Source organism: Serratia sp. PGPR-27, from assembly GCF_022678525.1.
GTDB lineage: Bacteria > Pseudomonadota > Gammaproteobacteria > Enterobacterales > Enterobacteriaceae > Serratia > Serratia nematodiphila.
This window is the reverse complement of record NZ_JALBYS010000005.1, coordinates 98,745-116,160: the sequence shown is the minus strand read 5'-3', so window position 1 is coordinate 116,160 and position 17,416 is coordinate 98,745. Positions and strand designations below refer to the sequence as shown.

Genomic DNA, 17,416 nt, shown 5'->3' with positions numbered 1-17,416 from the left:
AGCCTGCAATGCCTTTAACCAAGCAAGATGCCGTCAATCAGATGATGGGCTTTTTCCAGGCCAAGGCGCTGACCGCCGCGCTGGCGCTGAAGCTGTTCGATCAGCTGCGCGATCGGGACGCCGACGCGGCGCACATCGCCGCGCGGCTTGACTGCCCGGCGCGTTCGACCGAGCAGTTGCTCATCGCGCTGCGGGCCATGGGGTATCTCGACCAACGAGACGGCCTTTATCATCTGCCCGCCGCCCACCGGGCTTTTCTGTTGAGCGACGAACCGCAGTGGCTGGGATGGCTGGGCCGCCACATCGATACCTTCCTGTATCCGCTGTGGGGCGAGCTGAAAACGGCGGTGCGAAACGATGCCCACCAGCGCCGCACGGTATTCGGCGATGACCGCAGTTGGTTCGACATCCTGTACCAAAATCCGGACGACGTGGCGGACTTCCAGGAGTTTCTCGGTAAATTCGCCGCGCCCTTTATCGCCGGCTTTGTTCGCGATTACGACTTCTCGCAACACCGTGCGTTTTTGGATATCGGCAGCGGGATCGGCAGCCTGCCGATGGCGATCGCCGACGCTTATCCGGGGATCGCACTGGCGATCTGCGAACTGCCGCAGGCCTCGGCGTTTTTGCGCGACAAGCTGACGCTGCAAGGCTATGGCGAACGCATTGACGTCGTGGAGGGCGATGTCATCAGCGGCGATCTGCCGATCGGCGGCTATGACCTGATCCACCTGGGATGGATGCTGCACGACTACGCCCCGGAAACCCAACTGACCATCCTGCGCAACATCTATCGGGCGATGCCGGCCGGCGGCCGCTTCATCGCTTCCGAAACGCCGCTGAACGAAGACAAATCAGGGCCGGAATTTACCGCCCTGCTGTCGCTGAACATGCTGGTCTCCACCGACGGTGGCATAGAGAGCAGCGCGCAGGAATACCTGGACAGATTCCGTCTGGCGGGGTTCAGCAACGCGCGCATCATGAAAATTGCCGGCCCACGCACCCTGATCGTCGGCGAAAAATAACCAGTTAGCAACGGGAGCTCGCAATGTTAGAAAGCAAATTGATCCAGCATATCGCCACCCAGTATCTGGATGGCGATCACGACGGCCTGAACGCTCAAACCCCGCTGTTTGAACTGAACGTCGTCGATTCCGCCTCCATTTTCGATCTGGTGGATTTTCTGCGTCAGGAGTCTCATGTCGCCATCGGCATGCATGAGATCCATCCGGCGAACTTCGCCTCGGTGCAGGCGATGGTCGCGCTGGTGCAACGGTTGCAAGCGCAAGTCGCCGCAGGGGGTGTCGCATGAGCGTTCACGCCGTCGATAGCGCCGCAAACGCGCATGAAGCCGTCCGGCAGTCGGTGCTGCACACCTTCGCCCGGCTGACCGAGTATGAACCGTCGGCACTGGCCCTGACCAGCCATCTGGAAAACGATTTGGGCGTCGACTCCATCGCGCTGGCGGAAATTGCCATGGTGCTGAACCGTCAGTTTCAATTAAATACGCCGCTGGAGATCCAGGAGATCAAAACCATTCAGGATGCGCTCGACGGTATTTTGCAGCGCGGTTTCACGCTGCCGACGCCGAACGCCGCCGCGCAACCTGCCCCCGAGACGCCTCAGGCCTGGTTGAGCGCTCTCGTGCGCCAGGTGTTCGCCACCCACAGCGGATATGAAGTGCGTGATCTGCCCCCCGACGCCGCCATCGAAGGCGACCTGGGCATCGACTCCGTCGCGGTGGTGATGGCGCGCAACGAGCTGCTCAAAACGCTGGGCCTGGACGATAACGCAGCGCTGGCGGAGTGCCGCACGTTGGCTGAGCTGGAGCACAACCTGGCGGCGCGGCTGCTTCAGGAACAGGGCGAAGCGTGGTTCAGCCGCTTTGGCCAGCACACCGCCGCATCCGCTGCGCCGCAGCCCACCAAGGCGCCCGCGTCGCCGGACGCGCGCGATGAGCTCGGCGATCCGCGCACCATGCGGGACTTCGTCGGCATCGAGCACCCGGATTTGTTCCATAAAACGCGTGAGTTCGGCGCTTTTTATCGCGATAAAAAACAGCGTCAGCTTTACTGGTACGGCATGCCGCTTGAAACGCCGTGCAAAAACCGCGCGGTCATGTTCGACGAGGTCACCGGCAAAAGCCGCGAATTTCTGATGTTCGGCTCCAACAGCTATCTGGGATTGTCGAACCATCCGGAAGTGATCCACGCCATCCAGGACGCCGCCGGCCTGTACGGCGCCACCAATACCGGGTGCCGCATCATCGCCGGCAGCAACGTGCTGCATCTGGAATTGGAGCGCAAACTGGCCAAGCTCAAAGGGCGCGAAGACTGCATCGTCTATCCGTCCGGCTACTCGGCCAACCTGGGATGCATCTCGGCTCTGACCAGCCGACACGACCTGGTGTTCACCGACGCCATCAACCACATGAGCATCCAGGACGGCTGCAAGTTGGCGGGCGCGCAGCGGAAAATTTATGACCACTCTTTGACCAGCCTTGAGAAATCGCTGGCCAAATACGCCGATCACCCCGGCGGCAAGCTGATCGTCACCGATGGCGTTTTCAGCATGCACGGCGATATCGTCGATCTGCCGCGCCTGATGAAGCTGGCCGAACGCTACGGCGCACGCGTATTGGTCGACGACGCGCACGCGACCGGCGTCTTGGGCAAAACCGGCTCGGGCACGGCGGAACACTTCAATATGAAAGGCCGGGTGGATCTCGAGCTGGGCACCATGAGCAAGGCGCTGTCGGGGTTAGGCGGCTTCGTTTGCGCCGATGGCGAAGTGGTCGAATACCTGCGTTTCTACTCCAACTCCTATGTGTTCGCCGCCACCATCCCCGCCGCAGTCGCCGCCGGCGTGATCGCCTCCATCGACGTGATGCTGCGTGAACCCGAGCGACTGGCCAAGCTGTGGGACAACATCTACTACTTCCGCACGCTGCTGCTTAACGCCGGTTTTGACCTTGAGCATTCCGACTCGGCCATCATTCCGGTGGTGGTGGGCGACGACGCCAAAACGCTGCTGTTCGGCCGCGCCGTCCGGGCGCGCGGGCTATTCTGCCAGACCGTGGTCTTCCCGGGCGTCAGCGTGGGTGACGCCCGCTTACGCATCAGCGTGACCAGTGAACACACGCGTGAAGATCTGGATGAAGCCTACGCCATTTTGGTGGCGGCGGCGCTGGAGACCGGCGTGCCGGTCAACGGCGATGTCCGACGGGAAGAGCGCGCACGCGCCGCCGAGGTCTGACATCATGGCAACCTTCATTTCACCGATACTGGAGGCCCTGTTCCGGCACGCCCGCCAAGCGCCGGAAAGCACCGCTCTGCTGTGCGGCGATCGGCGCTGGAGCTATCGTCGCCTGGCCGATCGCGCCTGCATGATGGCGGCGGCGCTGCGACATGCCGGGTTAAAGCAGCAGGCCGTGCTGCTCAACCTGCAGAAAGGGCCCGACGCCGTCGCCGCCATGTACGCATGTTGGCTGAGCGGCAACCACTATGTCCCTATCGATTTCAGCCAACCGACGGCGCGCATCGAACGCATTATCGCCGCCGCCTCACCCGCGCTGATCGTCGATGAGGGCTGGTTGAGCGCGCTCGATGGCCGCACCGATCTCGATGGCGCCTGGCCGGAAGCGATCGCCGCGCTCGGCTCCCCCCTCGCCGCCATTCTCTATACTTCAGGCTCCACAGGCACCCCGAAAGGGGTGCAAATCACCCATGACATGCTGACGTTTTTCATCGGCTGGGCCGTCAGCGATACGCAACTGACGGCGCGCGACGTGCTGGCCAATCATGCCAGTTTCGCCTTTGATCTGAGCACCTTCGATCTGTTCGCCGGCGTTTGCGCCGGCGCCGCGACCTGGATCGTGCGCGAAGATGAACAGAAAGATTGCCAGGCTCTCGTTCGCGGATTGCAAACGCACGGCGTCACTCTGTGGTACAGCGTGCCTTCGATTTTAGCCATGCTGGAAAAGAGCGCGTTGCTGGCGCCATCGACGGTGAAAACGCTGCGCCAGGTCACGTTCGCCGGTGAGCCTTATCCGGCCGCCGCGCTGAGGCGTCTGGTTGCGCATCTGCCGGCCCGGTGCCGCGTCAGCAACTGGTATGGCCCGACGGAAACCAATGTCTGCACCGCCTACGCGCTGGATCGAACGCAGTTGGCGACGCTGGAGCAGATCCCCATCGGCCATCCGTTGCCCGGCTTGACGGCGCAGTTGGTCGATGAACAGGGGCGCCTGCAGCCGATTGACGGTACGCCGGGCCGACGCGGAGAATTGCTGATCGGCGGGCCGTGCGTGACCCCCGGCTACAGCAACGTCGCCTCATCGCGGCAAGCGCAATGGCATCCGCGCCAATGTCACGCGACCGGCGACTGGGTGGAGACGACGGCGAATGGGCTGGTCTACCGCGGCCGGCTGGACGACATGGTGAAAATCAACGGCTACCGGGTGGAATTGGGTGAGATTGAATCGATCCTTCATCACCATCCCTCGGTCAGCCAAGCCGCACTGTATGTCGAGCTCGGCGAGCTGAAGCAAAAACTGATCGCCGTGATCACCCTCCATCCCGGCGCGCTCCGCCCCAACCTGCTGGAGCTCAAGCAGTTCCTGCAGCCCAGGCTGCCCGCCTATATGCTCCCCAGCCAACTGGTGGTCGCCGACAGTCTGCCCACCAATGCCAACGGCAAGGTGGACAGAGGACGTTTGTCCGAGGTGAACGCGCGATGAACCAGGAAATTCATGCCGCGCCGCTGGCGCTGGTCGGCATCGGCTGCGCACTGCCCGGCATCGATCGTATCGATCTGTCCAACGGCGCCGCCTGGTCGGCGCTGTTCGACGCCCCGCCGCCGATGCCGTGGAGCGATGCGGCCGCGCCGATCCGCGGTCGCCAGATCGACGACGCCGCGTTTGATTTCAAAAAATTCGCCATCCCGCCGCTGTTTCGACTGGCGGTCAGCCGCGAGACCCGCCTGGCGCTGCAGGCCGCCTCCGCCGCCATGCAGCATCTGACGTTATCCGACGCGTTGCGCGACCGCTGCGATCAATTTTGCGCCACCCATTTGGGCAGTGATGCGGCCTATCGCAACGCCACCAAAATCGGCGCGCTGCGCAGGCTGGCCGAACGGCTTGACGCTCAGGGGCTCTCACCGGCAGCGGTCATGCGCCGGATTGACGATTACAAACAGCCGCTGGCCCAGGCGTTCGGCAGTTCATCCCACGATCGCGTAGGGGAAATGGCCTCCAGCATTCCCGCGCGCATCGCCCATTTCGCCCGCACGCGCGGTAAATGCCAAACCCTCGACGGCGCCGATCTGGGCGGCCTGCGCTTGCTGCAGTTGGCGCAAGACTGTTTTCGCCATGCCGACAGCCGCATGGCGGTGCTGACCGCCGTACAATGCTTCCACCATCAACCCCAGGCGGACATGCTGTTGGCGCAGGGCGTTTCCTCTTCGGCCTGTTGGCTGGAGGGGGCGATCAGCCTGGTCGTTTGCCCGCTGGACGTCGCTCAGGAACAGGGATGGCCAGCGATAGCGCAATTGTCGACCCTGATCGCCGAACGACAGGATGCCGCGCCGAGCGCCGGCTATTTTGCCGGCGCCAATCAGGTTTTCTGCCATCTCCTCGACATGCTGTTGCAACGGCAACAGACGTGCGCCGGCCACTCGTTCACCGGCTACCACTGGCGGATTGACGCGGCGTCTCCCCCCTCATTAAAACCGACGGCTTCGCCACGCATCAGCATCATCGACTATCAGCCCATCACCGCGCAGGGGCTGGATAAAGCGCGTTTCTGGCAGGCCTTGCGCAACGGTGAGGACGCCCTGCGCGATCACAGCCCCGAGCAGTTGCACCCCGGCGCCTTCGTGCGACCCACGCCGCAAAAGCTCAGCGCCTACACCGCTCATGCCATGTGCTTCTCAACGCACGATCCGGTGCGGCTTGAGCTGACGCGGCCTATGATGCCGGCCAAAAAGCAGCGCCTCGACGTCACACAACTGCACGCCCTCAACGGCTGCGCGGCGTGGCCCGACAGCCTGCGACGCTTTGAACGCATCGCCATTATCGTCGCCAGCAACCTGTCTTTGAGCGCCGATCGACAACAGGCCATGAGCGCGCTGTGGCCGGCATTGCCTTCCACCGACGTCCCCCTTTCGCCACCGCCCCAACCCGCGATCAACCGCTGGAGCTGGCATGGCGCCTGCGGCCTCGGCACCGCGCAGCTGTTGGCGCAACAGCTCGGCGTCGAGGCGGACTGCTACGCGGTCGAGGCGGCCTGCGCCAGTTCGCTGGCCGCCTTGCACAATGCGGTCAGGGCGTTACAGGCCGGCCGCTACGATGCGGTGCTCGTCGGCGGCATAGAAACGGCGACGCTCGAACGCGATATGGTGCTGTGCAGCGCGCAAATGATGCTTTCCGCTTCGCGTATGCGACCTTTCGCCCGACAAGCCGACGGTTTTACTCCCGGCGACGGTGGCGGCTTCTTCATTCTGACCGGCCAGGCGACATCGCGGGCCATCGCCACCATCGAAGCGATATCGGGATCTTGCGACAGCTATTCCATGACCGCGCCCGATCCCGAGGGCCAGGCGTTGGCAATCGAAAAAACCCAGAGCCTGAGCGCCGTCGAAGCGCGCCAGATACAGTATCTCGAAGCGCACGGCACCGGCACCGAACTGGGCGATCGGGCAGAAGTCGCGTCATTGCATCAGGGGTATCACCGCGCCGCGCGCGCCCCTTTGTACATCGGTTCGGTGAAGTACAACTTCGGCCACTGTTTCGCCGGCGCCGGTGCGCTCAGCCTGTGTAAAGTGCTGAGCGCTTTCGAACACGGTCAAATCCCGCCCACGCCGGTGGCGACATTGAATGCCGAACTGCCGCTGGCGGCGATCCCGGCCGAAATCCCACAAATCGCGCTCGACTGGCCACAGGGTGAAGACGGGCGTCGGGCGGCGATCAACGGCTTTGGCACCGGTGGCATCAATTACCATTTGCTTATCCATCAACCCATTTAAAAAGGCCGCCCAGATGCACATTATCGTCCATAAGATTCGGCTAAAAGACATCGCCCACCGCGCCGCGTTTCGCGACTGGGTGGAGACGACCGATTACCAGGCTTGCCGCCACCTCGATGCGGTACGCGCCTTCGATGTCATCGAAGTCAGCCCTTCGGCGGAGGCGCCGTTTCACTTTATCGAAATCATTCAGCTGAACTCGCTGAAAATGTTCGAGCGCGAGATGCAAACCCCGCTGTTTCAAAGCCTGGTTGAACGCTTTAATCAGTTGGCGGAAGTCGTTGACGAAATCAGCGGAGAACGCATCGCCGATGGTTATCGAGCTTAGCGTGGCGCCACGTATCGTCATCGCGCTGGGCGGCCCCCACCGCTGCGCCGCCGTTCGGGGATTGCGGCATCTGTCGGCGGTGAAAAACCACGCGCGGGCACAGGCCATCGCGCTGCTGAACCGGACATGGTGCCGGGGGGACGCGACCGGCTTTACGCTGCGCTATGAGGCGAGTGGACAACCGTTCGGCGAACACCTCCTGCTGGGACGCCGCCACGTTTCTCTCAGCCATTCGCATGCCTGGTACGCCAGCGCCACCGGCGATATCCCGCTCGGCATCGATCTGCAGCATTATCGCCCCTTCTCCGGCGCGGCGCTGCGCTGGGCCTTTGGCGAGGCGGAGCAGCGATTGGGACGCATACAGGCCTGCGCCGTCTGGGCCATTCGCGAAGCATTTTTAAAAAGCCACGGCCGCGGCCTGCCCTACGAATTGCGGACGATCGGCATCGACTGGCACACCGGGTTGGTCTCAAGCGCCGACGGCAGTTTGGCGAGCAGACGCTTCTGGCTGTGGCGCAGCCTGGACTGGGCATGCGCACTCTGCTTTCCGGCGGAGGAGAGCATGTCGTTCAGAGCGAACGTTACCGTATTTTCCCTGCCCGCCCCTTCCGCTTTCGGAGCCTTATCATGACCCAAGACCTTTTCGCCGCGGCGCTGCAACAGGCCGTGGACATCGCGCGGCAGGCGCCCTCTTCACACAACTGCCAACCCTGGTCTCTCCACTATGACGCCGCCGCCCGATGTGGCCGGTTGGCTATCGACCGCCGTCGCGCCTTGCAGAGCCTGCCTTCGCTGGAACGCGAGATGCTGATGAGCTGCGGGATTTTCTTCGAGTACCTCAGCGCGCTGCTCAACTGTGCAGGCTCGCCTCTCGCCTGGCGTTGGGAGCATGGCCCCACGCATTTACTGAGCTTTGCCCCCGCCGCGCCTGCCGCGCCCGATCGCGCCGCCCATCGCCAATTGGCGCAGCTGATCGGCGAGCGGCATACCGCACGGGCGGCCTATCAGCCTACGCCAATCAATGAAGCGCAGCGGATGCAGCTGCAGACCCTGTTCGACGGAACGGCGAGTTCGCTCAGTATCGCAGGTGACGAACGCGCTCGCCGTCGGGTCGCGCAGCTCACCGCTCGTCACGCCGCGCTCGATTTCTCGGATCGCCAAGCCTGGCGCGAAACCTATCAATACATCCGCTTCAACGAACGGCAGCCTACCGACGACGGTTTTCACCTGCACCACCTGTTTGGCCCGGTATCCCCAGCATTCAAGCGCTTCTTCCAAGTGGCGTTTCATCCTCGCTTAAGCCGGCTGGCGACCGGGCTGCGCTTGCCGGCTTATATGGCGCAAGGGCTGGCGCAACGCGTCGCGGAAGGCCCGCAATACCTGGCGCTGTGTCTGAACGACGAAAGTGCCGAGCACCTGTTCGCCACCGGCATGCGGCTTGGACGTCTGTGGCTCACGCTGCAACACTGGGGTTGGGGATTGCATCCGATCAGCGTTCTGGTGCAACACGCCGAGGCGCGTCGCGAGCTCGCAGCAACCCTGGCGCTCAGCGCTCCCCCGGTGTTTTTTGCCCGCTTCGGCCACCTGCAACAATGGGGCAGCGCAGCGCCCAGACGCAGCTGGCAAAGCATTTTGACCGCGCCGCCATCCGGCGAATGCGCGCCCCCGGGGAACGATTCCCCCTAATCCGCTGAGGAGAACACAATGAACGTATGGATTGCTTTGGCCGCTGTTTTGTTGATCCTTGCCCTGCTGGCGTTTATTACCAGCCGCGGCGCTCAGGACACTCGCCCGATGTTTCTGTGGGGGTTCAACGCCATGGGGCCGGTTACCCTGGTCTATTGCTATTTCGGCGAGGGCGATCTGAGCCACAAAGCCCTGATCCTTGTCATGGTCGGCCTGTACCTGCTGCGCATGAACATCGTGCTGACACGTTGGTACGGCAACACCGCCGCGGCCAAACTCAAGGACGTGATGCCCACGCAGCAGGTGCCATGGCTGGCGGTGATGATGGTCATGATCTTCGGCGGCCTGTACTGCCTGCCCTTCTACTGGGCCAGCCAGCTGCAGGGGCCGTGGGGCGCGCTGCAATGGCTGGCCATTGGGGTCTACCTGATAGGCACGCTGTTCCACTTCGGCAGCGATTATCAAAAACGGCGCTTCAAACAGGATCCGAACAATAAAGGCCGGCTGCTGAACAGTGGCTTTTGGGGGTTGGCGCGCCATCCGAATTATTTCGGCGACTTTCTTATTTTCGTCAGCTTCGGGCTGCTTGCCGGCAACCTGTTTGGCCTGATCGCACCGCTGACTAACCTGGTGCAGTATTTCGCCGACGCCATTCCCAAAAGCGAGAAAATGGCAGAGAAGCGCTACGGTGAGGTTTGGCGCAACTATAAACGTCAGGTTAAATGTTTCATTCCTTTCGTGCTGTAACCCCAACGCGGCAGCGCGGTTCGGGCTGCCCCCCGCCGATAAAACACCTTGTTATACAACACAAAACGACCGTCACGCCCGCGCAAGTAAAAACCGCCTTGACCTTACCCTTGCTGGAAGGTTTAAGCTCCCTTCTTAGTGAAAACAGGTCAGGCGGTTAACCTTTAAACACCGCCCTTAAGCAAGGAGTCCAATCATGTCACACACCACTATGCTGGCATTGCAGGGGCTGTCCTGCATGAACTGCGCGCAGCGGGTGAAAAAAGCCCTGGAAAGCCGCAGCGATGTCGAACAGGCGGACGTTAACGTGCATTACGCCAAAGTGACCGGCGAAGCGCCGGACAGCGCATTGATCGACAGCGTGATCGCCGCCGGTTATCAGGCCGAAGTCGCGCCGCGCGCCGATACCGAACTGCAGCTGAGCGGCCTGAGCTGCATGCACTGCGTCGGCACCACCCGCAAGGCGCTGGAAGCGGTGCCGGGCGTGTTCGCCGCCGACGTCGAGATCGACAGCGCGAAAGTGTACGGCGATGCCGATCCGCAGGCGCTGATCGCTGCGGTGGAAGATGCCGGTTATCACGCCAGCGTAGCGGGCGCCGCCGCCCCAAAAACTGAGCCGTTGACTGACGCAACACCTTCGTTGCCGGACGTTCAGCCAGCGGCGCAATCTCCCCTTCCGGCAACCGACAGCGCGGACGACAGCGTACAGCTGCTGCTCAGCGGCATGACCTGCGCCAGCTGCGTCAATAAAGTGCAGCAGGCGCTGCAAAGCGTACCCGGCGTAGAGCACGCGCGCGTCAACCTGGCGGAACGCAGCGCGCTGGTGACCGGCGCCGCCGATGCGCAGGCGCTGGTGGCGGCGGTGGAAAAAGCCGGCTACGGCGCCGAGATGATTCAGGACGAGACCGAACGTCGCGAACGCCAGCAGCAGACCGCACGCGCTAACATGAAGCGCTTTAGCTGGCAGGCGGCGCTGGGGCTGGCGTTGGGTATCCCGCTGATGGCCTGGGGGCTGTTCGGCGGCAGCATGACGCTAACGCCGGAAACTCAGCGCCCCTGGCTGCTGGTCGGCGTCATCACCCTGGCGGTGATGGTGTTCGCCGGCGGACACTTCTACCACAACGCCTGGCGCGCGCTAATGAACGGCAGCGCCACCATGGATACTCTGGTGGCGCTCGGCACCGGCGCCGCCTGGCTCTACTCGATCGCCGTCAACATTTGGCCCGATTTCTTCCCGATGGCGGCGCGTCATCTCTATTACGAGGCCAGCGCGATGATCATCGGTTTGATCAACCTCGGCCATGCGCTGGAGCAGCGCGCTCGCCAGCGTTCTTCGCAGGCGCTGGAGCGCTTGTTGGATCTAACGCCGCCCACCGCCCGGCTGGTGACCGACGACGGCGAGCGCGATATCCCGCTGGCGGAGGTGCAGCTCGGCATGACGCTGCGGCTGACTACCGGCGATCGCGTGCCGGTCGACGGTGAAATCGTACAGGGCGAAGTCTGGCTCGATGAAGCGATGCTGACCGGCGAAGCGGTGCCGCAGCAGAAAGGCGCCGGCGACACGGTACATGCCGGGACGGTGGTCGACGACGGCAGCGTGCTGTTCCGCGCCGCCGCCATCGGCAGCCAAACCACGCTGGCGCGCATCATCAAACTGGTGCGTCAGGCGCAGAGCAGCAAACCGGCGATTGGCCAACTGGCTGACCGCGTCTCGGCAGTGTTCGTGCCGGCGGTAGTGGCGATCGCCCTGTTCAGCGCGGCGATATGGTACTTCTTTGGCCCGCAGCCGCAGCTGGTCTATACGCTGGTGATCGCCACCACGGTGCTGATCATCGCCTGCCCGTGCGCATTGGGTCTGGCGACGCCGATGTCGATCATCTCCGGCGTCGGCCGCGCGGCGGAGTTCGGCGTGCTGGTGCGCGACGCCGACGCCCTGCAGCAGGCCAGCCAGCTGGACACCCTGGTGTTCGACAAAACCGGTACCCTGACCGAAGGGAAACCGCAGGTGGTGGAGATCCTGACCTTCAATCAGGTCAGCGAACAGCAGGCGATCGGCTGGGCCGCCGCGCTGGAACAAGGCTCCAACCACCCGCTGGCGCGCGCCATCATGGAACGCGCCGCCGGGCAAACGCTGCCGCAGGTCGCGCAGTTCCGCACCCTGCGCGGCGCCGGCGTCAGCGGGGAGATCGACGGCGTGCAGGTGCTGCTGGGCAACGCCGCGCTGCTGGAACAGAATCAGGTCGCGACCGCCGAACTGGATGCGCCGATGCGCGCCCAGGCCGAACGCGGCGTAACGCCGGTGCTGCTGGCCGTGGACGGTAAACCGGCCGCGCTGTTCGCCATTCGCGATCCGCTGCGCGAGGACAGCGTCGCGGCGCTGCAGCGCTTGCACCAGCAGGGGTATCAGCTGGTGATGCTGACCGGCGACAACCCGGTAACCGCCAACGCCATCGCCAAAGAGGCCGGTATCGATCGGGTGATTGCCGGCGTGCTGCCGGACGGCAAAGCGGCGGCGATCAAACAGTTGCAGGCGCAGGGCCAGCGCGTGGCGATGGTCGGCGACGGCATCAACGACGCCCCGGCGCTGGCGCAGGCCGACGTGGGCATCGCGATGGGCGGCGGCAGCGACATCGCCATCGAGACCGCCGCCATCACCCTGATGCGCCACAGCCTGCACGGCGTAGCGGATGCGGTGGAGCTGTCGAAGGCCACGCTGCGCAACATGAAGCAGAACCTGTTCGGCGCCTTTATCTACAATACGCTGGGCATTCCGATCGCCGCCGGCGTGCTCTACCCGCTGACCGGCACGCTGCTCAGCCCGGTGGTGGCGGGCGCGGCGATGGCGCTGTCGTCCATTACCGTGGTCAGCAACGCCAACCGGTTGCTGCGTTTTAAACCGCAGAAGTGATCGCCGGGGCGCCGTCATGGCGCCCCGCTGTTTTCCGGGCTTTCCTGCGCGGCGGATAGCGTTTAGCATGAATAACGATTTCCCCTCGCCTTTCATGCTGAAACGCGCACCCGTTATTCAGGAGCCACGCCGTATGGGTCAACTGTTACGCCGCCTCGCCGCCTTTCTCGGCCTGATCTCGCCCAAGCGTTACGCTTATCCGGCGTTGGACATCACCCTGCCTGGCGATCGTCGGCTGCATCTGGTGGGCAGCATCCATATGGGCACCGTCGATATGTCGCCGTTGCCGCCCCGGCTGGCCGCCCGGCTGCAGCAGGCCGACGCGCTGATCGTCGAAGCCGATATCACCGACTCCGCCTCCCCTTTCGACCACGCCGAGCTGCAGCCGGAGCTGGTACAGCGCCTGTCCGCCGAAGAATATCAACGGTTGCTGGCGCTGTGCCATGAGCTGGGCGCCGACCCGCACGCCTTCGCCACCCTGCCCGGCTGGCAGGTGGCGCTGATGATGCAGGCGCGCCAGGCTCAGCGTTTGGGGCTGCGCGCGGAATATGGCGTGGACTATCAGCTGCTGCAGGCCGCCCGGGCGCAGGACAAACCGGTGATCGAGCTGGAAGGCGCGCAGCAGCAGCTGGCGATGCTGGAACAATTGCCGGAGGGCGGCATTGCGCTGCTGCGCGATACGCTGGAGCACTGGCATACCAACGCGCGGCTGCTGCAAACCATGGTGAGCTGGTGGCTGGACGCCAAACCGCGCGGTACGCTGGACACGCTGCCCGCCACCTTCAGCGCCGGGCTGTATGACGTGCTGATGCATCAGCGCAATCGCGACTGGCGGCATCAGCTGGAGGCGCTGCCTGCCGGTGACTATGTGGTGGCGGTTGGCGCATTGCACCTGTACGGCGAGGATAACCTGCCGGCGATGCTGCAGCCGCAGGGGTAAAAAAGAGGCCAATATCGCTATTGGCCAGTCAAAGAGGAATTTCTTGTATTCTAGTTATACGCATAGCAACCGTGTTAACGGTTACAGTAAACAGGGTAGCAACCCGGTGAATATCTTGGCAACCCGCTTTATGTAACAGCCGCTCAGGTTGCCGGGCAGGTTGGATTTTTGTATTTTTAAGGCTGGTTATCACCCTTTCCCCGCCGGGGACATTTTGGACAACACATCATGACGCCCGCAGTCGTTCTGCTTGAGAAACAAAAGGTCGCCTTCACCCTCCATCCTTATCACCACGACAGCGACGAAACCAACTTCGGCGACGAGGCGGTGAGAAAGCTGGGGCTGGATGCCGATCGGGTTTACAAAACCTTGCTGGTGGCGCTGAACGGCGACGCCAAACACCTGGCGGTGGCGGTCACCCCGGTCGCGACCCAGTTGGATCTGAAGAAGGTCGCCCGCGCGCTCGGCGCCAAAAAGGCCGAGATGGCCGATCCGCAGTTGGCGCAGCGCGTCACCGGTTATCTGGTGGGCGGCATCAGCCCGCTGGGGCAGAAAAAACGGCTGCCGACGGTGATCGACAGCCCGGCGCAAGCGTTCGCCACCATCTACGTTTCCGGCGGCAAACGCGGGCTGGACATCGAACTGGCCGCCGCCGATCTGTGCCGCCTGCTGGCCGGCAGCTTCGCCGACATCGCCAAACGCGACTGACGCCGCGCGCTCAGCGGCACACCACCGTGGCGTCACAGGCCGCCAGCGTCTCCACCAGGCGGTCCTCCAGCGCCTTCACCTGCGCGCCGGGCACCAGATAGTTATTGCTGATGATGGCGAATGCCAGCGGCCGCCCGGTCGCCGAATCGACATAGCCGCTGAGCGACGATACGCCGGTCATGGAACCGCTCTTGGCGTGGGCGCGCCCCGCCGCCGCGCTGTTCACCATGCGGCTTTGCAGCGTGCCGCCCACCAGCAACCCCGGCTCGCCCGCGACGGGCAAGGCGTGATACCAGTCGGCGAACCACGGCTGTTTTCTGGCCGCCAGCAGCAGCGTCGTCAGCTGTTGCGGCGTGATCTGGTTCATGCGCGACAGCCCGGAACCGTCCACCTGGCGATACGCGTCGGCCGCGACGCCCTGGCTTTGCACAAATCCGTTTATCGCCTGAAGGCCGGCGGCCCAATCCCCTTTACCCTGCGTCTTGCGGCCCATCGCCTTGGTCAATATCTCGCCGTAGCCGTTATTGGAGACTTTCAGGAAGGTGACGACCAGGCGGGAGAGCGGCGGCGAGGTTTTTTCCGCCAGCAGCTGTGCGCCGGCCGGCGTCACGCCCTCTTCAACCTTGCCGCGCAGGGTGATGCCGTGCGCGCGCAGAGCATGTTGCAATAAAGCGCCGACGACGAGGGACGGTTGATCGACGGTAATCAATCGCGAGCTGGCCTCCGCCTGCGCGGCGATGGTGCCGCTGACCACGATCCGGTTGCTGCCCGGCCGGCGCTCGTACGTCAGCGCGGTGTCACTGCCGGTGGTGGTGCGGTTGACCAGCGTCACCGCATCATTGGCGGGATAGAAGCTCACCCGTCCCGGCGCGCCGGCGCGAGCGCCCGGCCGCACATCCACCTGCACCACGTTGATATCGCCGCCGGGGGTAAAGGCGTAGTTCAGCGCCGAGATCGGCGCAGCGAAGGCGAAGGGTTCATCGTCCCAGCTCCAGCCGGCACCGAATGGCGTTTGATCGAAGGCGCCGGCGTCCAGCAACAACCGCCCCTGTATATGACGGATGCCGCGCTGCGCCAGCGCTGCGGCGAAGGTGTCGAGATCGTCCGGATGCAGCGTCGGATCGCCGCTGCCCTGCAGATAGAGATCCCCTTGCAGGGTGTCGCCGCGCTGCTCGCCGGCGGTCAACAGCCGGGTTTCAAAGCGGTAATCGGCCCCCAGCACGCCGAACGCCGCCAGAGAGGTGAACATCTTCATGTTGGAAGCCGGCGCCAAACGCTGATCCGCGTGCGCCTGATACAGCACCTTGCCACTCTCGGCATCGCGCACCATCACGCCGCTCGACGCCCCAACCAGCGCCTTGTCCTGGCCGATGGCCGCCAGCGCCTGGCTGAGGGTTTGTTCGTGACGTTGGCCGGATGACGAACACCCCGCCAGCGCCACGATGGCGGGCAGCAGCCAGCCTGCGGTTTTCAACATGTCATCTTCCTGTTTGCGTTATCAAAACCAAATTGTCGCTCAGGCTATCATTGGAAGGCGGCGGCGTCCTGTTTTCCATTCACTAAACAACGATTTTTGCTTATTGATATTATAAAACAAGCAATAATAAGAATTGCTAAACAATCAAGGCAATAAAGTTTGAATATGAACTATATTATGTGAAATAACCTTTAATATAATGTTAATGTTTTTAATGTGTCTTGTTGACAATAAACAAAGCCAAAGCTATCGTTACTCCCCATTAAAACTCACAACCTATTATTAATAACAATTTACTTATATGAATTTTAAAATGTGATCTCACTCACTGACTTCCATAGGGAATAACACGCCATGTCTGAAAATACAGGGCCCGATGGTCATCAAGTTATTTTTGATGGCGCGGGCATCGGTGACTTTTGTCCTGAAACGTCGCTGCTTGAAAACTTTGAAAGATTAAATATCGACATTCCCAACCTATGCCGAAAGGGGAGGTGCGGCTGTTGCAAATTACTTCTAATCAGCGGAAATATACGCCATGAAAAACAGAGTGCCTTATGCGAAGAGGAGTTAGAAGAGAATATTATTCTGGCCTGCTGCGCCTATTCACAATCGGATATTGAAATAGAACTCTATTAATAAGGATTAACCGATGAGCCTCATTGAAACCACGTTGAAAAAATGGGATCGCGCCGCGATTGTTCGCTCCCGCCCGCGTCGCCTTCTCAACGAACAGGACAGCCAATCAACCCTTTTCTTCCCCCTCGAACGTCTGCCGCTGTGCCTCCATCCGCGCGTTGCCGCGCTCGGTGAACAAGCCTTGCGCTATATTCAGGTACAAACCCTCTACCATTACCTGAATGGCATCGCCAACATCGAGTTGGATATCATCAATGATTCCAGTTACAAGCTCTATAAAAACGCGGTCGGCGTAGACTTTCCGCTTGAAATGCGCTTAGACGCGCTGACTGTGGTCGTGGATGAGTCCTATCACGCCCTGGTGGCGCTGGATCTGATCAATCAGGTAGAGCAGATGACGTCCATTGCGCCGCTGCCGATGCCAAAAGATACCGAGGCCTCCTATGCCCTGGCTCAATCGTTGGCAATGGGGGACGAACGTCTGCGCGAACTGCTGCGACTGGTTTGCGTGTCCCTGTCGGAGCAGGCGCTGACGACCGATCTGATCGATGTGATCAACAACGAAGATATTTTCCCGACCTTCTATCTGGTGATGAAAGATCACGTTGCGGATGAAGGCCGCCATGCCCGCTTCTCACAGCAGGTGCTGAGCCATATCTGGCGCCACAGCGACGCGGCGACCAAGCAAGCGTTGCAACAACCGATTTTGGCTTTCCTGGAAGGCTACGCAACCGACGCTATCGCCAAAGATTTCAGCGCCTGCATGTTGCGCCAACTAGGACTGACAGAAGCGGAAATTATCGACATCATCGCAGACACTTATCCAGCAACGCATGTTAAACCGTGGGAAACCAATAATATCGTCACGGAGCAAATGTTGGTGGCGCTGAATAAATCGGGCATTCTGGCTGATTTGCCTATCGCCGATGCGCTGCATGCAACAATCTAATTAACCGGTATAAA

The 17,416-nt window shown here is 62.2% G+C and carries 15 protein-coding genes; 14 read left to right on the top strand and 1 reads right to left on the bottom strand.

Annotation, left to right across the window (positions count from 1 at the left end; genetic code table 11):
* Positions 1-8 precede the first annotated feature (8 nt).
* The 12 genes from MMS95_RS04645 to ybaK all read left to right on the top strand — a co-directional run bounded on the left by MMS95_RS04645 (position 9) and on the right by ybaK (position 14,337).
* On the top strand, positions 9-1,025 hold the full coding sequence (locus MMS95_RS04645) for a methyltransferase (RefSeq protein WP_004940222.1): 1,017 nt from the start codon (positions 9-11) through the stop codon (positions 1,023-1,025).
* A 23-nt stretch (positions 1,026-1,048) separates the two neighbouring features.
* A complete protein-coding gene (locus MMS95_RS04640; protein ID WP_004940224.1) occupies positions 1,049-1,312 on the top strand; it encodes an acyl carrier protein in 264 nt (87 codons plus the stop codon).
* Complete coding sequence (locus tag MMS95_RS04635; protein ID WP_171403096.1) at positions 1,309-3,255, top strand: aminotransferase class I/II-fold pyridoxal phosphate-dependent enzyme; 1,947 nt, start codon at positions 1,309-1,311, stop codon at positions 3,253-3,255. Before MMS95_RS04640 ends, MMS95_RS04635 begins: the two co-directional genes overlap by 4 nt.
* 4 nt (positions 3,256-3,259) lie before the next feature.
* Positions 3,260-4,735 (top strand): D-alanine--poly(phosphoribitol) ligase, encoded by a 1,476-nt coding sequence (locus tag MMS95_RS04630; RefSeq protein WP_232471573.1) that lies wholly within the window; start codon positions 3,260-3,262, stop codon positions 4,733-4,735.
* Positions 4,732-7,020, top strand: a complete 2,289-nt coding sequence (locus MMS95_RS04625; protein ID WP_242141425.1) for a polyketide synthase — start codon at positions 4,732-4,734, stop codon at positions 7,018-7,020. The genes MMS95_RS04630 and MMS95_RS04625 overlap by 4 nt, the downstream gene beginning before the upstream one ends.
* A 13-nt stretch (positions 7,021-7,033) precedes the next feature.
* Positions 7,034-7,348, top strand: a complete 315-nt coding sequence (locus MMS95_RS04620) for a RedY-like protein (protein WP_004940233.1) — start codon at positions 7,034-7,036, stop codon at positions 7,346-7,348.
* Positions 7,332-7,979 (top strand): 4'-phosphopantetheinyl transferase superfamily protein, encoded by a 648-nt coding sequence (locus MMS95_RS04615; RefSeq protein WP_242141424.1) that lies wholly within the window; start codon positions 7,332-7,334, stop codon positions 7,977-7,979. The genes MMS95_RS04620 and MMS95_RS04615 overlap by 17 nt, the downstream gene beginning before the upstream one ends.
* The gene (locus MMS95_RS04610; RefSeq protein ID WP_197753052.1) at positions 7,976-9,034 is read left to right on the top strand and encodes a prodigiosin biosynthesis protein PigM; all 1,059 of its coding nucleotides are present in this window, start codon (positions 7,976-7,978) and stop codon (positions 9,032-9,034) included. The genes MMS95_RS04615 and MMS95_RS04610 overlap by 4 nt, the downstream gene beginning before the upstream one ends.
* An 18-nt stretch (positions 9,035-9,052) precedes the next feature.
* Entirely contained in the window at positions 9,053-9,781 is a 729-nt protein-coding gene (locus MMS95_RS04605; RefSeq protein ID WP_021504656.1) for a DUF1295 domain-containing protein, read from the top strand.
* 196 nt (positions 9,782-9,977) lie between these two features.
* Positions 9,978-12,689: a copper-exporting P-type ATPase CopA gene (copA, locus tag MMS95_RS04600; RefSeq protein ID WP_242141423.1), complete on the top strand. Its 2,712-nt coding sequence runs from the start codon at positions 9,978-9,980 to the stop codon at positions 12,687-12,689.
* A 133-nt stretch (positions 12,690-12,822) separates the two neighbouring features.
* Positions 12,823-13,629 carry a TraB/GumN family protein gene (locus MMS95_RS04595; RefSeq protein WP_242141422.1) on the top strand — a complete coding sequence of 269 codons (807 nt, stop codon included), beginning with the start codon at positions 12,823-12,825 and terminating at the stop codon, positions 13,627-13,629.
* Between the two features lie 228 nt (positions 13,630-13,857).
* Positions 13,858-14,337 (top strand): Cys-tRNA(Pro)/Cys-tRNA(Cys) deacylase YbaK, encoded by a 480-nt coding sequence (gene ybaK / locus MMS95_RS04590; RefSeq protein ID WP_004940240.1) that lies wholly within the window; start codon positions 13,858-13,860, stop codon positions 14,335-14,337.
* A gap of 10 nt (positions 14,338-14,347) precedes the next feature.
* Here the strand turns inward: ybaK and dacB are convergent, their stop codons facing one another.
* Complete coding sequence (gene dacB, locus MMS95_RS04585; RefSeq protein WP_242141421.1) at positions 14,348-15,814, bottom strand: D-alanyl-D-alanine carboxypeptidase/D-alanyl-D-alanine-endopeptidase; 1,467 nt, start codon at positions 15,812-15,814, stop codon at positions 14,348-14,350.
* Between the two features lie 354 nt (positions 15,815-16,168).
* On the opposite strand from dacB, the gene MMS95_RS04580 reads away from it, so the two are divergent.
* Positions 16,169-16,453 carry a 2Fe-2S iron-sulfur cluster binding domain-containing protein gene (locus MMS95_RS04580; protein ID WP_072010128.1) on the top strand — a complete coding sequence of 95 codons (285 nt, stop codon included), beginning with the start codon at positions 16,169-16,171 and terminating at the stop codon, positions 16,451-16,453.
* Between the two features lie 13 nt (positions 16,454-16,466).
* Positions 16,467-17,402, top strand: a complete 936-nt coding sequence (locus tag MMS95_RS04575) for a diiron oxygenase (protein ID WP_033633971.1) — start codon at positions 16,467-16,469, stop codon at positions 17,400-17,402.
* Positions 17,403-17,416: the final 14 nt, after the last annotated feature.

Bases quoted from the DNA above. Each gene is read 5' to 3' on its own strand.
- MMS95_RS04625 (WP_242141425.1), top strand. From the start codon at position 4,732: ATGAACCAGGAAATTCATGCCGCGCCGCTGGCGCTGGTCGGCATCGGC.
- MMS95_RS04630 (WP_232471573.1), top strand. From the start codon at position 3,260: ATGGCAACCTTCATTTCACCGATACTGGAGGCCCTGTTCCGGCACGCC.
- dacB (WP_242141421.1), bottom strand. From the start codon at position 15,814: ATGTTGAAAACCGCAGGCTGGCTGCTGCCCGCCATCGTGGCGCTGGCG.
- MMS95_RS04575 (WP_033633971.1), top strand. From the start codon at position 16,467: ATGAGCCTCATTGAAACCACGTTGAAAAAATGGGATCGCGCCGCGATT.
- MMS95_RS04615 (WP_242141424.1), top strand. From the start codon at position 7,332: ATGGTTATCGAGCTTAGCGTGGCGCCACGTATCGTCATCGCGCTGGGC.
- MMS95_RS04610 (WP_197753052.1), top strand. From the start codon at position 7,976: ATGACCCAAGACCTTTTCGCCGCGGCGCTGCAACAGGCCGTGGACATC.
- copA (WP_242141423.1), top strand. From the start codon at position 9,978: ATGTCACACACCACTATGCTGGCATTGCAGGGGCTGTCCTGCATGAAC.
- MMS95_RS04580 (WP_072010128.1), top strand. From the start codon at position 16,169: ATGTCTGAAAATACAGGGCCCGATGGTCATCAAGTTATTTTTGATGGC.
- MMS95_RS04640 (WP_004940224.1), top strand. From the start codon at position 1,049: ATGTTAGAAAGCAAATTGATCCAGCATATCGCCACCCAGTATCTGGAT.
- MMS95_RS04645 (WP_004940222.1), top strand. From the start codon at position 9: ATGCCTTTAACCAAGCAAGATGCCGTCAATCAGATGATGGGCTTTTTC.
- MMS95_RS04595 (WP_242141422.1), top strand. From the start codon at position 12,823: ATGGGTCAACTGTTACGCCGCCTCGCCGCCTTTCTCGGCCTGATCTCG.
- MMS95_RS04620 (WP_004940233.1), top strand. From the start codon at position 7,034: ATGCACATTATCGTCCATAAGATTCGGCTAAAAGACATCGCCCACCGC.
- MMS95_RS04635 (WP_171403096.1), top strand. From the start codon at position 1,309: ATGAGCGTTCACGCCGTCGATAGCGCCGCAAACGCGCATGAAGCCGTC.
- ybaK (WP_004940240.1), top strand. From the start codon at position 13,858: ATGACGCCCGCAGTCGTTCTGCTTGAGAAACAAAAGGTCGCCTTCACC.
- MMS95_RS04605 (WP_021504656.1), top strand. From the start codon at position 9,053: ATGAACGTATGGATTGCTTTGGCCGCTGTTTTGTTGATCCTTGCCCTG.